We start from the raw sequence: 14013 nt of genomic DNA on the forward strand, positions 1-14013 counted from the left end.
AATCCTTGATACAATGGATTCCGGCCCATTTGAATATTATTGAACAAGGGGATCTTGAACTGAACGGCTTGAAGATTTTTTATGATGCGCTCGTTCATAACGCTGGATTTTACGGAATATACTGCGATCCGGATGCTTGAGAAAAATATAAGGGTCCGGACTCGTATTGACTTCAAGAATCCAGGGTTTAAAATCTTTTTCCAGTGCAATATCCAGTCCGATCTTATATACACGCGGGAATGACTTATTCATCGTACGCCCTGTTCGAACGCCTAGCTTAGCAAGAGATTGCAACTTGCTTCTCACAAGCTTCGTATGTGGTGCAAGCAGTCGTTCTGCTGTCACAATCTCTCCGCCGCTGTGATAGTTCGTAACAATCTTCCGCTTATTCGCCAGCCTCCCAATGATGCCTGTCGTCTCCCACTGCTTGCTGGGCGACAACTGGACCATCACCCGAAGGTCAAATCGCCTTCCTTTAAACTTCAGAAGATTAATGCCTCTCTGCACAAGGTAACGTTTTCCCTTCGTATCCTTATGGATCGAGGCATACATTGCGGGGAAGGAAGCAAAGGTATTGATTTTCTTATCTAGTTGGTACCGATAGCCCGACATAAGTCTATCAACCCGCATGACGCCATTGCCATAAGTTCCGTGTTCAGGTTTAATATATACCATTCCATATTTGTGTAACAGGCTGTTTAAACTTGCCTTATTCATACGGGTCGTCTCTGGAATGTACTGGACAACATGCTTATCTTTCTTGAGGGCATTGGTTTTCCTCCACTTACTGCCAACGTGTGCAGACATACGTTATTCTCTACCTCCTTAACTGTTCTTCATAAATCTGTATGAGTTTGTCTGCAGTTTGACCCCAACCAAAGCGATGGACTGCATCTATTCTCGCTTGTTTGGCAAGTCTTCTCGTCAATCCAGGATCTTTGGCAAGTCTAATAATCTGAGATGCGAATGCTCCCGGTTTAGCGTATGCACCGATAAGAAAGCCGTTATGGCCGTGTTGAACTATTTCTGGAATTCCGCCGTTTCTGGAGGCAATGACAGGTAAACCAGAAGCCATCGCTTCTACGTTCACCAGTCCAAATGCTTCGTGTTTCTGAGAAGGACATACAAAGCAGTTGCCGCTGCGGTAGAAAGCCGGCATTCGGCTGCGCGAAAGGTTCCCCTTGAATGATACCGGTATTCCAAGACCTCTTGCTGTTCGTCTTAGGTAGCCTTTATAGGTTGGATTCCCGGTTCCTCCCGCTATGGAGAGTCGAATGGAAGGATCGCTTTTGCGTGCAATCTTGATGGCTTTCATTAGCACTGGGACGCCTTTGCGGGGAATGAGTCTGCCGGCATAGAGGACGTGGAAAGGCTTGTGACCTTTACTATGGGAAGGATGAAATTTGTTCAGGTCGACACCTAGATGCACAAATTTGATTTTATGTTTATGTTCAGGGAATTTGCTGCTGAGCGTACGTTTCAGCGACTGGCTGTTGCCTATAATCAGGCTTGCTCCTTTCAAATCGGAAGCTGCCTTACGCGTTGTAGTCATCGGTCTGGAGACAAACGTCATCGAGTGCATAAACAGAGAAATTGGTGTAGTGGGGAAGGCCTTTTTTACTGTATGAATGAAGCTTGGGCGATTATCGACTTGAATGAGGTCATATCGATTGGCTTTGACACGCTGCATGGCATTGCGTAAATAAGTTGATCTGGATCCTCCGTCCACTCGAATAATCGTCGTGTGTCCTATCTTGGTCGTTCGAGGTAGGCTCTTACGGTGCAGACTTACAATTGTGACCTCGTGATTGCCTTTAATCTGCCTGGCTATTTGATAAATACAATTTTCCACCGACCCTCCATACGGAGGAGGAACAGGAATTTGCTCCGGTGCAACGATTAGTAGTTTCAAGTTCTTCGAATCTCCTTTTCGCATATGACCGCTTGGATATGGTATTCAACGATAAGGAGTTAGTTGTTAGACGGGTATACATAGGGTTCATCTATCCATCTCAATATTGCGCAGCTGATGGAGGGCGAGTTCAACGTGTCCGAATCGGAGTCGGGTTTGGTTTCCGAAACAAAAAACACACGGAAGTATCAGCCGTGTGTTTTTTGTTCTTATAACAGGATAGTCTCACTTCGTTCCAGCGAGAGTCCATTGCCGGACATATTGCCTGCAACTATTCGACTATAATCTGTCCGACCATATTGTCATGGCCTTGACCGCATTGAATGCTGCAGTGAAACTCGTATGTTCCGGCTTTGTCCAATTTGATCGTGGCGGTTTCGCCGTTCTTAAGATTCACGCCAAGATCTTCAATCTGCAGTCCGTGAACCCCCGTTTGGTTGTTCAAGGTGAGTTTAAGCGTATCGCCAACATTAGCTTTGATCTCGGGTTCGCTGAACGACCAGTTTACGGCATTTTCCGTGATTTCTTTTGTTGCCCCGCCCCCCTCCGGCGCTGAAGGAGATGGCGTATTCGATTCATTGTTGTTCGATTTGCCGCATGCGCTAAGTGCGAAGAGGGTGAGCAGCGCGAGAACCATATATAACTTGGTGTAGTTTTGTTTCATGTCGCGTAGATTCCTCCTAAAATTAATCACTGTTATTATACCCGTTGCTTGCTGAACTAATCCTAGGGAAAGCATCCTTTTTCACGGCATAATCGCTCTTGTCCCCAACATACAATCGGTGTAGGGAACTTGCAAACGGAGGTGCGCGAATGGCTAAATTAGTTTTGAAATCGTCGACGAAAGGCGTGTTGATGGGAATCTCGATGACCGGCGGTTGGCTCCTGGCCGATCTGTTGCTTCCGGAGCCTTGGGGAGATGTTATCTTATACGGGGCGATGGCTGTGGTGAATGTCGGAATCGGCTGGAAACTCGGGAGGCTCTACGACATACAGAATGACAAGGAGACGACCAGCGCCATCGATACCATGAATGCAACTAATTACGATATTCGATCTTAACAAGCCTAAATAACAGAAATGCATGAAATGCATGAAATGCATGCTCCAGAGCCCTTCGCTTCCTAATAGGAAGTCCGAGGGCTCTTTTTGACTTTCAACCATTTACATAATTTAAGCCAATTAGGAAATACCTTAATTAACGAAGATTTCGTGAAGCTGGTCTTTCTATGAATCACGAAGCCTCACACTTATCCACCTTGGAGGTTTAAACCGTGAAAAAAACGCATGCAAAATTCGGAGCGGCGGTTGCTGCATTGTTGGTGCTTAGTGCTTGTTCCGGAAACAATAACAAAAACAATGTTACACCTTCTCCAACGCCAGGACAAACGACGGAAACGCCATCCAAAACCGGTGTCACCGGCACCTCCTTTCAAAATTGGGGCTCCTATGGTTATTCTCTGGCCAATAATCGCCACGTCCCCTTCAAAGAGATCACCGCCGATAACGTCAAAGATCTAGGCGTCATCTGGTCCACGGACTTGAAGTCGCTCGACGCAGATGTCAAAAACGGAAATCAGTCGTATCCAGTTGTCATCGACGGGGTCATCTACATAACGACGGCTGGGAATCAGGTGTTCGCGCTTGACGCCGTGACCGGGAATACAATTTGGCATTGGAAGCCGGATGCCGAGCAAGCTGCCAGCTTCTCGAAAGCGGGGATTATCGCGAATCGCGGCGTAGCGGTAGGCGAAGGGAAAGTGTTTATGTTGGCTGTCGACAACTCGCTGATTTCCTTGGATCAGAAGACCGGCAAGCTGGTGAAAATGGTCAAGCTTGGCGACCATATAGACGGGGTTACACTCGAGAACGGGTACTATGAGACGACTGCTCCCCAATACTACAAGGGCAACGTCTATATCGGAAGCAGCGGCAGCGACAACGGCGTCCGAGGCTTCGTAGCGGCGTTCAAGGCAAGCGATTTGACGCCGGCTTGGGATTCGCCGTTCTGGACTGTGCCGCCTAAAGGCCAAGATTGGCTGGCGAACAGCAAGTTCCAAGGGGGAGGAACGGTGTGGAATCCTGTTGCAATCGACGAAGAGACCGACATCATGTACTTCGCGACGGGCAATCCGGCTCCGGATTTCTACGGTGCCAACCGTCCCGGAGACAATCCGAACACCGACTCGGTCGTAGCAGTCAACGCGATGACCGGTAAGATTGTATGGGCTAAGCAGGAAGTAAGCCATGACTTGTGGGATTATGACGCAGCCGCATCACCGATGATTCTCAATGCGACAGTAAAAGGACAGAAGAAAAAGATTGTCGTACAGGGGGGCAAGTCCGGATTATGGTTCGCCTGGGATGCCGCTACGGGGGATGTCGTCTGGGACGGTATTCCTTTCGCCAAGATCGATAAAAAGAAACCGACGCCCGAAGGCACGGTCAGCTATCCGGGCGTGCTCGGCGGGGAGAACTATGCGCCTGAATCGTACGATCCGGCGACGAATTACGTCTTGATTCCCGGCATCGAGTCGCCTACCCTTTACAAATCGGCGAAAACCGAAGCGGAAGCAGCTACCCCGGATTTTCCCGGAGCGGCAGCTTTCGGCACGGCGATGGAAGAGGTCCCCAATGTTAAAGGTTACGGTACGGTTACCGCGATCAACGTGGATACCGGCAAGCAAGCTTACCAGATCAAGACGACGGATGCGCAGCGCGGCGGCTTGACGAGCACGGATTCGGGACTGGCTTTCTTCGGCGAGCTGGACGGCAAAATTAATGCGCTCGATATCAAGGCGGGTAAGGTGATTTGGACGTTCCAGACGTCCGGGGATAACGTACAGGCAGCCCCATCGATCTTTACGGTCGACGATAAGGAGTATATCGTCTTCACCACGGGAGGAACGAAACCGAAGGTGCATGTGTTCGGCCTAGGTGGCAACAAGACGCAAGGTAAGGCAGGCACAGCCGAGACAGGCGGAGCGCATTCCGCGCAATAACTCAGTTTCGACCCCGGCGGCCAAGGCAGGACGCGTATCGTCTTGTCTTGGCTGTAATATTTTAAAGGAGACCTATTACTTGATAACCAAAGCGAGATTATTCGTACTCTTTGCCGCTGCAGCCGTGTTATGGTTATGGACAGCCTCTCATCCGGAGGCGAACGCACATGCGGAAGTCCCTCGAGGCAGAATCGAGCTTGACCAAACGTCATTTGTCGCCAAGTCGTGGCAGAGCGACGGCACTCACCTAACTGTCATCAAGGGTAAACTGACTTACGGCGAACAACCGGTCGCTAATGCGCTTCTGCAAGTTAGACCGCAAGGAAGAAACATCGTGACGCGGGAGGATGGCTCTTTCGAGTTGCTCGTCGACCGTAGTCTCATTGCCTACAAACCCGTGAGCGTAGTGTCGGTCCAAGACGCCATGATCGCCGGCAAACCGATAGAGAGCGAAATGGCCGATTCCATTCTATCGGCGTCCTCAATGATAAGCGTCTACCATCCGATAGAGGTAACCAAGGTAGCGACTTCGGAGACAGACGCGAGCCGAGTCAAAGTATATGCTCGGTTCATAATCGAGAAGAACGACAAGATTTCCTTTTTCCAAGTAGATAAATATCGGATATCGGGCAAAGTGGAGGATGCCAATGGCAGCCCGGTGAAGGACGCAATCGTATGGATTGACCGGGAAATCGGGGAAGGCTTCGCCAAGTCAACCCCGACTGATCGAAATGGGAGATACGAGATGTATTACTGGCCGGAGGAAGAGGAGACGAACCTTACGGTAATCGTCGGCACGCACCGATACACGCTGCCGGACGGCAAAGTCTTTATTCTTCCCCGAGATACGAGCGTAGACATTCAGATCCGCCTGCCCAAAGAAGGCTTAATAATTGACGACAAATCTCCTAATCTAGTATGCACGACCTCGGCGGGAGCGAAGTACAACGGCCTGTTGGCCGGACTCGATGTCCCGCCTGGAACGCCTTATTCTGTGACGATTCCCGACCGTCAAGGCCGGTTCGTTCTGACGGTGCCGAAGGCCACATGGGAGAAACATCCTCTTTTTTTCGAAACCATACTAACGAAGTTCATCGCGCAGGACAAGGTGCTAAGAGCCGGGGACGAGCTGCCTATAGGTTTGGTTAAGCCAGGGGACCAGGATCCAAGACTTGGTCACCTGCCGCGGTAGGTATAGATAGGCGCATGATCATCGATTGAGCCGATCCGATCCGTGATTGCGAATCGATGGGGGGACCACTTGCATACGGGATCCGCCGCTCGTGCGTCGCCGGTCAACAGGAAAGCTTGACAGCGGCATCCTCCATAATCTACCTCGCGGCGCTCACAGCTATGGCAAGGCTCCGGCATCCAATCGTAGCCTCGAAAAGCGTTAAAAGAAGGGGAATGATTCCATATCCATGCTAGATCGCGTTCTTTCACATTCTCGAATGACAAGCTCCGAATTTCAGATGAAGCCGTGCATGGCAATACTCGTCCGTCAGGCGCTACCGTAAGCGAAAGCTTACCCCAGCCGTTCATGCAGGGTTTCGGAAAATCTTCATAATAATCAGGTAAGATCCATAGAAGTTCGATTTGATTGCCGAAGCGCTCAAGCGCCCGAGAGTAGGCGGCTTCGGCTTCTTGAAGCTGCTCCCTTCGTGGCAGCAACTGCTGGACATTGCGCAATGCCCAGCCGTAGTACTGGGCATTGGCCAACTCAAGACGCTGTGCTCCCCATTCCAAACAGAGCTCGATCATTTCTTCGACCTGGTGTAGATTGGCCCGGTGGAGTACGACGTTCATATGCAAAGGGAGTCCACTCGAGCGAATCCGCTGTGCGGCTTGACGTTTCAATTCATGCGCTTGGAAACCTGCGATTGAATCGGCAAGATTCGCGGATGCGGCCTGTACGCTGAGCTGAATGCTGTCGAGCCCAGCATCCGAGAGCTGCCGGATGCGCTCTTCCGTCAGCCCTATGCCGCTAGTGATGAGATTAACGTAGAGTTCCGCTTCCCTGGCGCAGCGTACGAGCAGCTCCAGATCCTGGCGCAGCAGCGGTTCTCCGCCCGTGAAATGAACTTGCGCGACCCCGAGATCGGCAGCTTGCTTCAGCACGCTCAGCCACTCATTCGTCGACAGTTCATTCTCTCTGCGATGAAGCTCGATCGGATTGGAACAGTAGGGGCAGTGAAGCGGACAACGATGCGTAACTTCCGCGGTCAAGGCATACGGCAAAACTAGCTGCATAGCTCCAACCAACCCCTCTCCGCAGCCGAAGCAATGAATTCGACGATATCGTCCCCCAGGCCCGTCTGAACATATTTCGCCTCGAGTTCCTCGATCATTTGCGCGATCGTTCGCTGACCGTCGCACAGCCGGAGAATGACTCCCGCCGCCTCGTTAAGCTCGACGACCCGCTCCGGCAGCAGCAGCAATTCCAACTGCCGGGCTTTGTCGTACTTCATTCGACCCGGACTGCGCAGCCTCGGCCGATCCGACAACGCCATGGCGCTCATCGGTCGTGATCTCCGACGGGGAATGCCAAGCTTAACGCGTCAAGCAGGGCCCAGAGGACATTACACTTGAACTGCAAAGCAGCGATCGCCTGTTCCTGTTCTCTGCGATCCCTGCATTCGCGCAAAACAAGGCTCAATCCATGATCAGCATCGCGCGGAGCTTGGGTCAGCCGGGATTGAAAGTAGGCGAGCCCTTCAGGACGAATCCATGGATACAACTGCTCGAAAACACCGATTCGCTTAGAGACAAGCGTAGGTGCGAATAGCTCGGTCAGGGAGGAGGCGACGGCGATAGGCCAGGGCTCCAACCGGCAAAAGTTGACGTATGCGTCAACGGCAAACCGGACGGCCGGAAGGACGTGGCGTTCATCGAGCATTTCGTCTCTCGGAATGCCTGCTGCTTCGCCCAATCGAATCCATGCTTCGATCCCGCCATCGCTGCCATCCCGGCCGTCGTGGTCGATGATCCGCTGAATCCATTCTCGGCGATCTTCGCGGGAGGGCAGCTTGGACAGGATTAGAGCGTCTTTGACCGGGATATTCTTTTGATAATAGAACCGGTTGGCGATCCAAGCCCGCAGTTGAACAGGGGTAAGCTTGCCTTCGTGCATGGCTATATGATAGGGATGCTTGTCGTGATAACGTTCCTCTCCCACCTGGCGCAAGCGGGATGTGAATTGTTCGTTCGAGAGCAAATACGATTCCAACATCTAAACCTCCATCTCCATACCGTCGAACCCGATTTCGATGCCGAGGTCGGTAAGCGTACGCCGTTCCTGCGAATCTTCAAGCAGCATCGGGTTCGTATTATTGATGTGAACATACACCTTGCGGCGAGCCGGCAAACGCGCGAACAGCTCGGCGCTACCTCCGGGTCCGGCGACGGGAAGGTGGCCCATATCGGAAGCGCGCAGCTCCGATATGCCAAGTTCGCGCAGCTCTTCGCTGAGCCAGAACGTTCCATCCAGGAAAATGCAATCAGCGCTTTCCAGATGTCGCTCCAACGTCTGCGACCACGCCTCGATCCCCGGAGCGTAGACAGCGATTCCGCCGGTTCTCAAGTCCGTTATGCGATAGCCGATGCTCCAAGGCTCCTGCTGCGCAGTAACTTCCCGAAGCGGACCCGCGCTGATATACCGAGGGGGCTTATTTCCCAAATCGAACGGACATACCAACAATTGTCCCCCAAATAGTGGGAAAGATTCCTCAGGCTTCGTCTCGTGCCACAGAAAATTTGCGAACGGTTCAACGATCCGTCTGACCGGAAAGCTATCCGCAAGCGCACCGAGAACAGGCTGCGTCGCATAGACATCGATGGACGAGCCTTGCCGGAGCCCAAGGAGTCCGGTTGTATGGTCTAATTCCGCATCGGTAAGCAGGATGGCTTGGATAGGGGAGCCGCGAAAAGAAGGGCCCGGATGGAGACAGACGTTCTCTTCCGTCTGAAGACAGACATCCGGGCTTGCGTTCAACAGAATCCACCGGCAGCCGTCCGGGCTTATGGCAAGCGAATCATTCCTCCGGGGGCGCGCGGACGGGTCGCCGGATCTCGCGCGTCTGCAATTAGGACAAGCGCAATTCCATTGCGGAAATCCGCCTCCCGCGGCCGATCCTAACAACTTAATAATCATCGATACTCCCCTTTATAGAAGAGAATGCCACATATCTACGGAATGCACGGTCATTTGCGATAAGCATAAGCTGACACTTCTGCGCAAATCTCGACGATCTTGAAAGCAGGCTTAACCCACATGACCACACCTCCTTCCTTGAAACGAGATGCATAACCTGTTTCATTCTATGTCGGCATAAGAATGTCCAAGAAGTAAAAAAAACGATGCAAAGCCCCATCCGATCCCCGGAGAGTGACCTGCATCGTTATTCATAGGCATGTACCTTCTTAGCGATCGCGTTGCGGATTACGTTTAAAAATCCCGAAAAGCCCGATCAATCCGAGCCAACCCCATCCCTTGCCTCTTGAGGAGTTCGTCTCCAGCGCGCGATATCCGTCGTTCGTGTACGATTGCGCATGGTACCCTAGATTGCGCTCCGTCGTGACGGAAGCGCTCGCGTTCGAGTTTACGTTAAAGAACTGACTGCCCGTTCCTGTACCGTATATGCTGACTTCGTGGTTGTGCGTACCTCTCGTGCTTGCCGTTCCATTGTAGGACTGGACGTGCATCCCCGTTCCAAATTGATTCGCGGAGATTCCTTCATGACTGCCATGCGTACTTGTTCCCATTCCGTTGCCAAGCCCGCCGTTTCCTCCGTTTGTCGTCGTTTCTGAATAGGCAAAAGCCGGAACCGATAGCATCATTAGACATACAGCTGCGACCCATAGTCCGCATAAGACTTTGCTTCTCATGAACCTAACCTGCCTTTGAGGATGATTTATTTCCTCCGTTATGGTTTCACGATTGCGGCGATCCTATACTACGCTTGTACTATGGATATATCCTATTGAATATATTGGCAATTAAGGACGGTAGGAAGGGGTATAGCCTTGGAAACATTGTTCGCCTGGATCTTAACCCTGTCACTCGGTTTCGATACGTTAGTCGTCTCTGCTTCGTTGGGATTAAGAAAAGAGACGAAGTACAAGTTAAAAACCGCGCTTGTGTTCGCTTCAGCCGAATCCCTCATGCCGATTGCCGGCATGATCATCGGGGGAGCGCTCGGTCATTATTTCAAAGGCGCGATATCCGTGATAGGCGCTCTGTTGTTGTTGGTAGTGGCGATCTATTTTATTTTTTTCGAACGGGAAGAGGATGATAATACGGCGTTTGAGCAGTCGATGGACGTGTGGCCATTAATAGCGGTAGCGATCGGAATCAGCCTGGACGAGCTCGCGGTAGGTTTTACAGCCGGATTGATGCAAGCACCGATCGTGCTCACTATCATACTAATAGCTACCCAATCGTTCGCATTCACTATGATCGGCGTCACTTTCGGCGCCAAATTCAAGCCTTACCTAGGCGAATGGGCAGAGAAAGCGTCAGGCATCGCGCTTGGACTTATGGGCGTCTGGATGTTACTCGAGAACATTGCCTTACTGTATAACCCAAGCTGAATGTGGAAGGGGACGTTCAGACAGGAGTGGGTTTCATTAAGAAGGTAGATATAAGGCGAAAGTTTATCGTTTCTTCGATCTCGAAAATCGTGCAACATGAAAAAAACGAATTAATTGCGACAAGCGCATTCTGACTCAGCCGATCGGTCCGAGTTCCGATGTATTGATCGATGGCGCGCACGGTGCGCTTAGAGGCATCACTGATATTCCTGGCATTCTGGTCGGGCACTAGTCACCTTCTCGGCAATGATGCTGTAACCGCGGTAGGAACGGTGGCTGCAGTGGTTTTGGAGCAGGCTATTATTCGTGGTGTTAAAGCCGCCCAATAGCACACGCGGGAAATATGGCATCCCTTATTATTCACTAACAATTACCTATAGTTTAGCAAAAGCAGGCTGTCGGAAATTGTCCGGCAGCCTGTTCAATTAATGCTTTATTCATAGTTTTGAATGTGTAATTTTTGTCAATCGAATAGGCAGATGGAAGTAGGATAATAAGAAGCAGGCATTGTACGCAGTCCTAGTGGTGGAAGTGTGCGGGACAATTGCGGATATTCATGTAAACGCTTACCTATAGACATAGACTCAAATACAATCTTATCCTATTATGTTGTGTAGATTAGGTATTTAGCTCCAACCCGCAATAGACATTGCGGAACACCGCAATCCGTATTGCGATGCAGCAGCATGATTCCAGTGTTATACTTGGGACAAGCAAAAGAATATACATTTTATATAAAAGGTGGTAATGACGGTGCTTAAAGAAGCGATTGCTCAATTGAAGCAGAACTCCGGAATGATGACTCAATTTGTACAAGGCGATGTAGCATTGGCGGGTATTAATAGTAAACAACAGCAGGCGATGCTGGACATCTTCAAAGGCCAGGAGACTGCAAAAGAGCAAGTTCGTGCTTTCTACTGGCTCTAATAATAAAGAAAGATTAAACCGGCACACTAAAATTGTAGCCGGTTTTTTAAGGAGTTTAGGACCATTGATTAACACGAAATATAGAAATTGGGTATTTCTATTGATCACGCTTATTATTACAGGCTGGCTGACCATGCTATATTTTAGCATCCCATACATTGCTGTTCAATTAGACGAATCCAATGGCAAGTGGGTTGTATCCGCTTTGGACAGCAAAGCATGGGCCGCTCAGCAAGGAATTCAGCTAGGAGATATTGTAACGAATGTTGATCATCAACCGATTGAAGAAAAGAACCTAAAGGATCATTACGAAATTAATACTGCGACTAACATTACCGTCATGAGATCTGGTAGTCTGTTAGAATTCGATTTCTCAGATATGTCCAAGAGTCCGATTCTGTGGAACCAATCCATTATTCCAATGGCTTTATTCGTATTGATGCTATCTTTCTCTTCGTTTATTGCCTACAAGAAGCCATATGACGACTCAGCTTCATTATTAATATTTTTTCTAATGTCAATATCCCTTGGATATTTGGCAGCATACGGAAATACAGTCGGGGATTTATTCTCGGCTATCGTTTTTGAGCTCACACTGACATTATCTCCCATATTGTTTATTCATTTTGTAAGTAGTTACTTTAGCAATATGGGAATTGTTATCATTAATAAACGAATTGTTACGATTGGATATGGGACGATTGGGATGTGGAATATCTTTTATTTATTCTACATTCTCGTTCACACTGGAAATCGAATTGCACCGTTATTTATTAAATATCAAGGGCTTATTATATTTATCACTGGGACTCTACTCGCAATGCTTATTCAATTCCGGATGTATGTCAGGTATCGTAAGTCATCCCAACAAGCTTTAATGAAGTATATGATGATCGGCAATATCGCTTCATTTTTCCCATTCATTGCTTTAACACTTTTGCCCATATTGTTAATGGGAACGCCTTTTGTGAACGGCGGCATAGCGGTATTGTCTTTTTTATTTTTGCCATTAACTTACTTATATCTTGTTGTCTCTAATCAATTATTCGATATCGAGTTTATCATAAGTAGGCTGCGGTATTATTTGATCCTTGCCATCTTGCCGACCCTACTATTCATGGGTGGGGTGAGTCTTGCCTTCATCGGTACATCGATTAGCCCCGTTGCGTGGGGACGGATGTTTCTAGTCATTTACGTTTCAAGTATTCTTTTCTTGTATGCTATAGAAGCATTAGATCGCAAGTTTCGTAACATAGTCATTAAAGGTGCACACAGATTCGAGCAGAGTTTGGAAAGCTTCTCAGATCGAATATCTGAAGTGAAGAAGGTAAGCGAACTAGAAGAATGTGTACTGAAGGAACTGCTTGAATTGCTGCCGATTGATTCGGTTGGATTTATTGAATGCCGCAATGAAGATCAAGAGATAACGTTAAAACGAGCGTACGGAAACGTCCCATTCAAGGAGTTATATTTGCAGCTGCATCGTAATTGGTCGAGTGCAAGAGTCGGGCAAGAGCTGAAGCTAACGAAAGGGATCTGTTATAAGATCGGGCAGGGCAGCGGAACGCAGCATCTGATATGGATCAGCGACAAAGTCAATCATACGGAATTTAATCATGACGAGAAGATGTGGCTGCGCACGCTTATCACCCATGTCGGATTCGTGTACCAGAACCTTCAGCTCATCGAGGGACTTGTACAAGATCTTGATCTAAAGAGAGAAGAGGCCCCACCGTGGGTCCTTCGCCTGCTGTTCCGATTATCGGAGCAAGAAAGACGTAAGCTTGCCAGCGACCTTCATGACTCTGCTCTTCAGGATCAATTGGTATGGTATCGCAAGCTGGAGATGATCGTGAGCGACGAAGCGGAGCTGCCGGAGAATATCCGTTCGCAATTGAATGAGATAAGTGAAGGATTACTCGATGTCATCCACCAAATCCGAGAAACTTGCAATGAGCTTCGGCCTCCGTTCTTGAAGGAGATGGGGGTAATCCAAGCCATAGAGAATTTATGTACTTATGCGCAGTTGAATGCGAACTTCACGATTACGTTCGACCATCAAGATCTTCGCGTGGAGCTGGGCGACGAATATGTGCTGGCGATCTATCGAATTACGCAAGAACTGCTGCGTAACGGGATGAAGCATTCGAAGGCGACACATGTCCATTTGCAACTCTACTACGAAGGGCAGAACATCCGTTATTGTTACAAAGATAATGGAATCGGTATCGAGATGGATCGATTGCAGTTGTCCTTTGACCATATGGGTTTGGCTGGAATTCGGGAGAGGGTGTCCGGACTAGAAGGTGAGACGGTCCTGCGTACGGCGCCAGGCAAAGGATTAGAAATCGATATTCAATTGCCGCTGCCGCTTGAAGACAAGGATCAGGATATTGAAAAGGACAATGTGAGGAGGATGAATGATAATCGTACACAGCCGGTAATGATATTCCCTCATTCCGCAGATTTATAGTACTATGGGGATTGCAAATCAGTTTCTCAAAACACGCAACGAGCCTTAGAAGCGATTCTAAAGGCTCTTATTTTTTTATATAAACTTATCATTGTAAAAATAGCTATATT

15 protein-coding genes are annotated in these 14013 nt (G+C 49.2%); 6 read left to right on the top strand and 9 right to left on the bottom strand.

Going from position 1 to position 14013, the window contains the following annotated elements; genetic code table 11:
- Positions 1–36: 36 nt before the first annotated feature.
- The 3 genes from H8B09_RS09775 to H8B09_RS09785 all read right to left on the bottom strand — a co-directional run bounded on the left by H8B09_RS09775 (position 37) and on the right by H8B09_RS09785 (position 2576).
- Positions 37–807, bottom strand: a complete 771-nt coding sequence (locus tag H8B09_RS09775; protein WP_191203310.1) for a YheC/YheD family protein — start codon at positions 805–807, stop codon at positions 37–39.
- A gap of 10 nt (positions 808–817) precedes the next feature.
- Positions 818–1912, bottom strand: a complete 1095-nt coding sequence (locus tag H8B09_RS09780; protein WP_191203311.1) for a glycosyltransferase family 4 protein — start codon at positions 1910–1912, stop codon at positions 818–820.
- A 271-nt stretch (positions 1913–2183) separates the two neighbouring features.
- Entirely contained in the window at positions 2184–2576 is a 393-nt protein-coding gene (locus tag H8B09_RS09785) for a cupredoxin domain-containing protein (RefSeq protein WP_191203312.1), read from the bottom strand.
- A gap of 149 nt (positions 2577–2725) precedes the next feature.
- On the opposite strand from H8B09_RS09785, the gene H8B09_RS09790 reads away from it, so the two are divergent.
- The 3 genes from H8B09_RS09790 to H8B09_RS09800 all read left to right on the top strand — a co-directional run bounded on the left by H8B09_RS09790 (position 2726) and on the right by H8B09_RS09800 (position 6106).
- Positions 2726–2974 carry a hypothetical protein gene (locus H8B09_RS09790; RefSeq protein WP_191203313.1) on the top strand — a complete coding sequence of 83 codons (249 nt, stop codon included), beginning with the start codon at positions 2726–2728 and terminating at the stop codon, positions 2972–2974.
- A 212-nt stretch (positions 2975–3186) separates the two neighbouring features.
- Complete coding sequence (locus H8B09_RS09795) at positions 3187–4914, top strand: pyrroloquinoline quinone-dependent dehydrogenase (protein ID WP_191203314.1); 1728 nt, start codon at positions 3187–3189, stop codon at positions 4912–4914.
- A gap of 79 nt (positions 4915–4993) precedes the next feature.
- Complete coding sequence (locus H8B09_RS09800; protein ID WP_191203315.1) at positions 4994–6106, top strand: carboxypeptidase-like regulatory domain-containing protein; 1113 nt, start codon at positions 4994–4996, stop codon at positions 6104–6106.
- Here the strand turns inward: H8B09_RS09800 and pqqE are convergent.
- From pqqE to H8B09_RS09825, 6 genes are all read right to left on the bottom strand, one after another.
- Positions 6091–7164: a pyrroloquinoline quinone biosynthesis protein PqqE gene (pqqE, locus tag H8B09_RS09805; protein WP_191203316.1), complete on the bottom strand. Its 1074-nt coding sequence runs from the start codon at positions 7162–7164 to the stop codon at positions 6091–6093. The genes H8B09_RS09800 and pqqE overlap by 16 nt on opposite strands.
- Positions 7155–7433 (bottom strand): pyrroloquinoline quinone biosynthesis peptide chaperone PqqD, encoded by a 279-nt coding sequence (pqqD, locus tag H8B09_RS09810; RefSeq protein WP_191203317.1) that lies wholly within the window; start codon positions 7431–7433, stop codon positions 7155–7157. The genes pqqE and pqqD overlap by 10 nt, the downstream gene beginning before the upstream one ends.
- Complete coding sequence (gene pqqC, locus H8B09_RS09815) at positions 7430–8143, bottom strand: pyrroloquinoline-quinone synthase PqqC (protein WP_191203318.1); 714 nt, start codon at positions 8141–8143, stop codon at positions 7430–7432. The genes pqqD and pqqC overlap by 4 nt, the downstream gene beginning before the upstream one ends.
- A complete protein-coding gene (pqqB, locus tag H8B09_RS09820; protein ID WP_191203319.1) occupies positions 8144–9064 on the bottom strand; it encodes a pyrroloquinoline quinone biosynthesis protein PqqB in 921 nt (306 codons plus the stop codon). It lies immediately after the preceding gene.
- A 50-nt stretch (positions 9065–9114) separates the two neighbouring features.
- Entirely contained in the window at positions 9115–9186 is a 72-nt protein-coding gene (locus H8B09_RS31420) for a pyrroloquinoline quinone precursor peptide PqqA (RefSeq protein ID WP_502572611.1), read from the bottom strand.
- 147 nt (positions 9187–9333) lie between these two features.
- Positions 9334–9798: a WGxxGxxG family protein gene (locus tag H8B09_RS09825; RefSeq protein WP_191203320.1), complete on the bottom strand. Its 465-nt coding sequence runs from the start codon at positions 9796–9798 to the stop codon at positions 9334–9336.
- A gap of 138 nt (positions 9799–9936) precedes the next feature.
- Between H8B09_RS09825 and H8B09_RS09830 the strand changes: the two genes are divergently transcribed.
- The 3 genes from H8B09_RS09830 (at position 9937) to H8B09_RS09840 (ending at position 13903) form a co-directional block, all read left to right on the top strand.
- A complete protein-coding gene (locus tag H8B09_RS09830; RefSeq protein WP_191203321.1) occupies positions 9937–10503 on the top strand; it encodes a manganese efflux pump MntP in 567 nt (188 codons plus the stop codon).
- 753 nt (positions 10504–11256) lie between these two features.
- Positions 11257–11430 carry a competence pheromone ComX gene (gene comX, locus H8B09_RS09835; RefSeq protein WP_191203322.1) on the top strand — a complete coding sequence of 58 codons (174 nt, stop codon included), beginning with the start codon at positions 11257–11259 and terminating at the stop codon, positions 11428–11430.
- 64 nt (positions 11431–11494) lie between these two features.
- On the top strand, positions 11495–13903 hold the full coding sequence (locus H8B09_RS09840) for an ATP-binding protein (RefSeq protein WP_191203323.1): 2409 nt from the start codon (positions 11495–11497) through the stop codon (positions 13901–13903).
- Positions 13904–14013: the final 110 nt, after the last annotated feature.

The organism is Paenibacillus terricola (assembly GCF_014779765.1).
Lineage (GTDB): Bacteria > Bacillota > Bacilli > Paenibacillales > Paenibacillaceae > Paenibacillus_T > Paenibacillus_T terricola.

Coding starts and splice junctions, on each gene's coding strand:
- pqqC (WP_191203318.1), bottom strand. CDS start 8,143: ATGTTGGAATCGTATTTGCTCTCGAACGAACAATTCACATCCCGCTTG.
- H8B09_RS09785 (WP_191203312.1), bottom strand. CDS start 2,576: ATGAAACAAAACTACACCAAGTTATATATGGTTCTCGCGCTGCTCACC.
- pqqE (WP_191203316.1), bottom strand. CDS start 7,164: ATGCAGCTAGTTTTGCCGTATGCCTTGACCGCGGAAGTTACGCATCGT.
- H8B09_RS09775 (WP_191203310.1), bottom strand. CDS start 807: ATGTCTGCACACGTTGGCAGTAAGTGGAGGAAAACCAATGCCCTCAAG.
- pqqD (WP_191203317.1), bottom strand. CDS start 7,433: ATGAGCGCCATGGCGTTGTCGGATCGGCCGAGGCTGCGCAGTCCGGGT.
- pqqB (WP_191203319.1), bottom strand. CDS start 9,064: ATGATTATTAAGTTGTTAGGATCGGCCGCGGGAGGCGGATTTCCGCAA.
- H8B09_RS09790 (WP_191203313.1), top strand. CDS start 2,726: ATGGCTAAATTAGTTTTGAAATCGTCGACGAAAGGCGTGTTGATGGGA.
- H8B09_RS09825 (WP_191203320.1), bottom strand. CDS start 9,798: ATGAGAAGCAAAGTCTTATGCGGACTATGGGTCGCAGCTGTATGTCTA.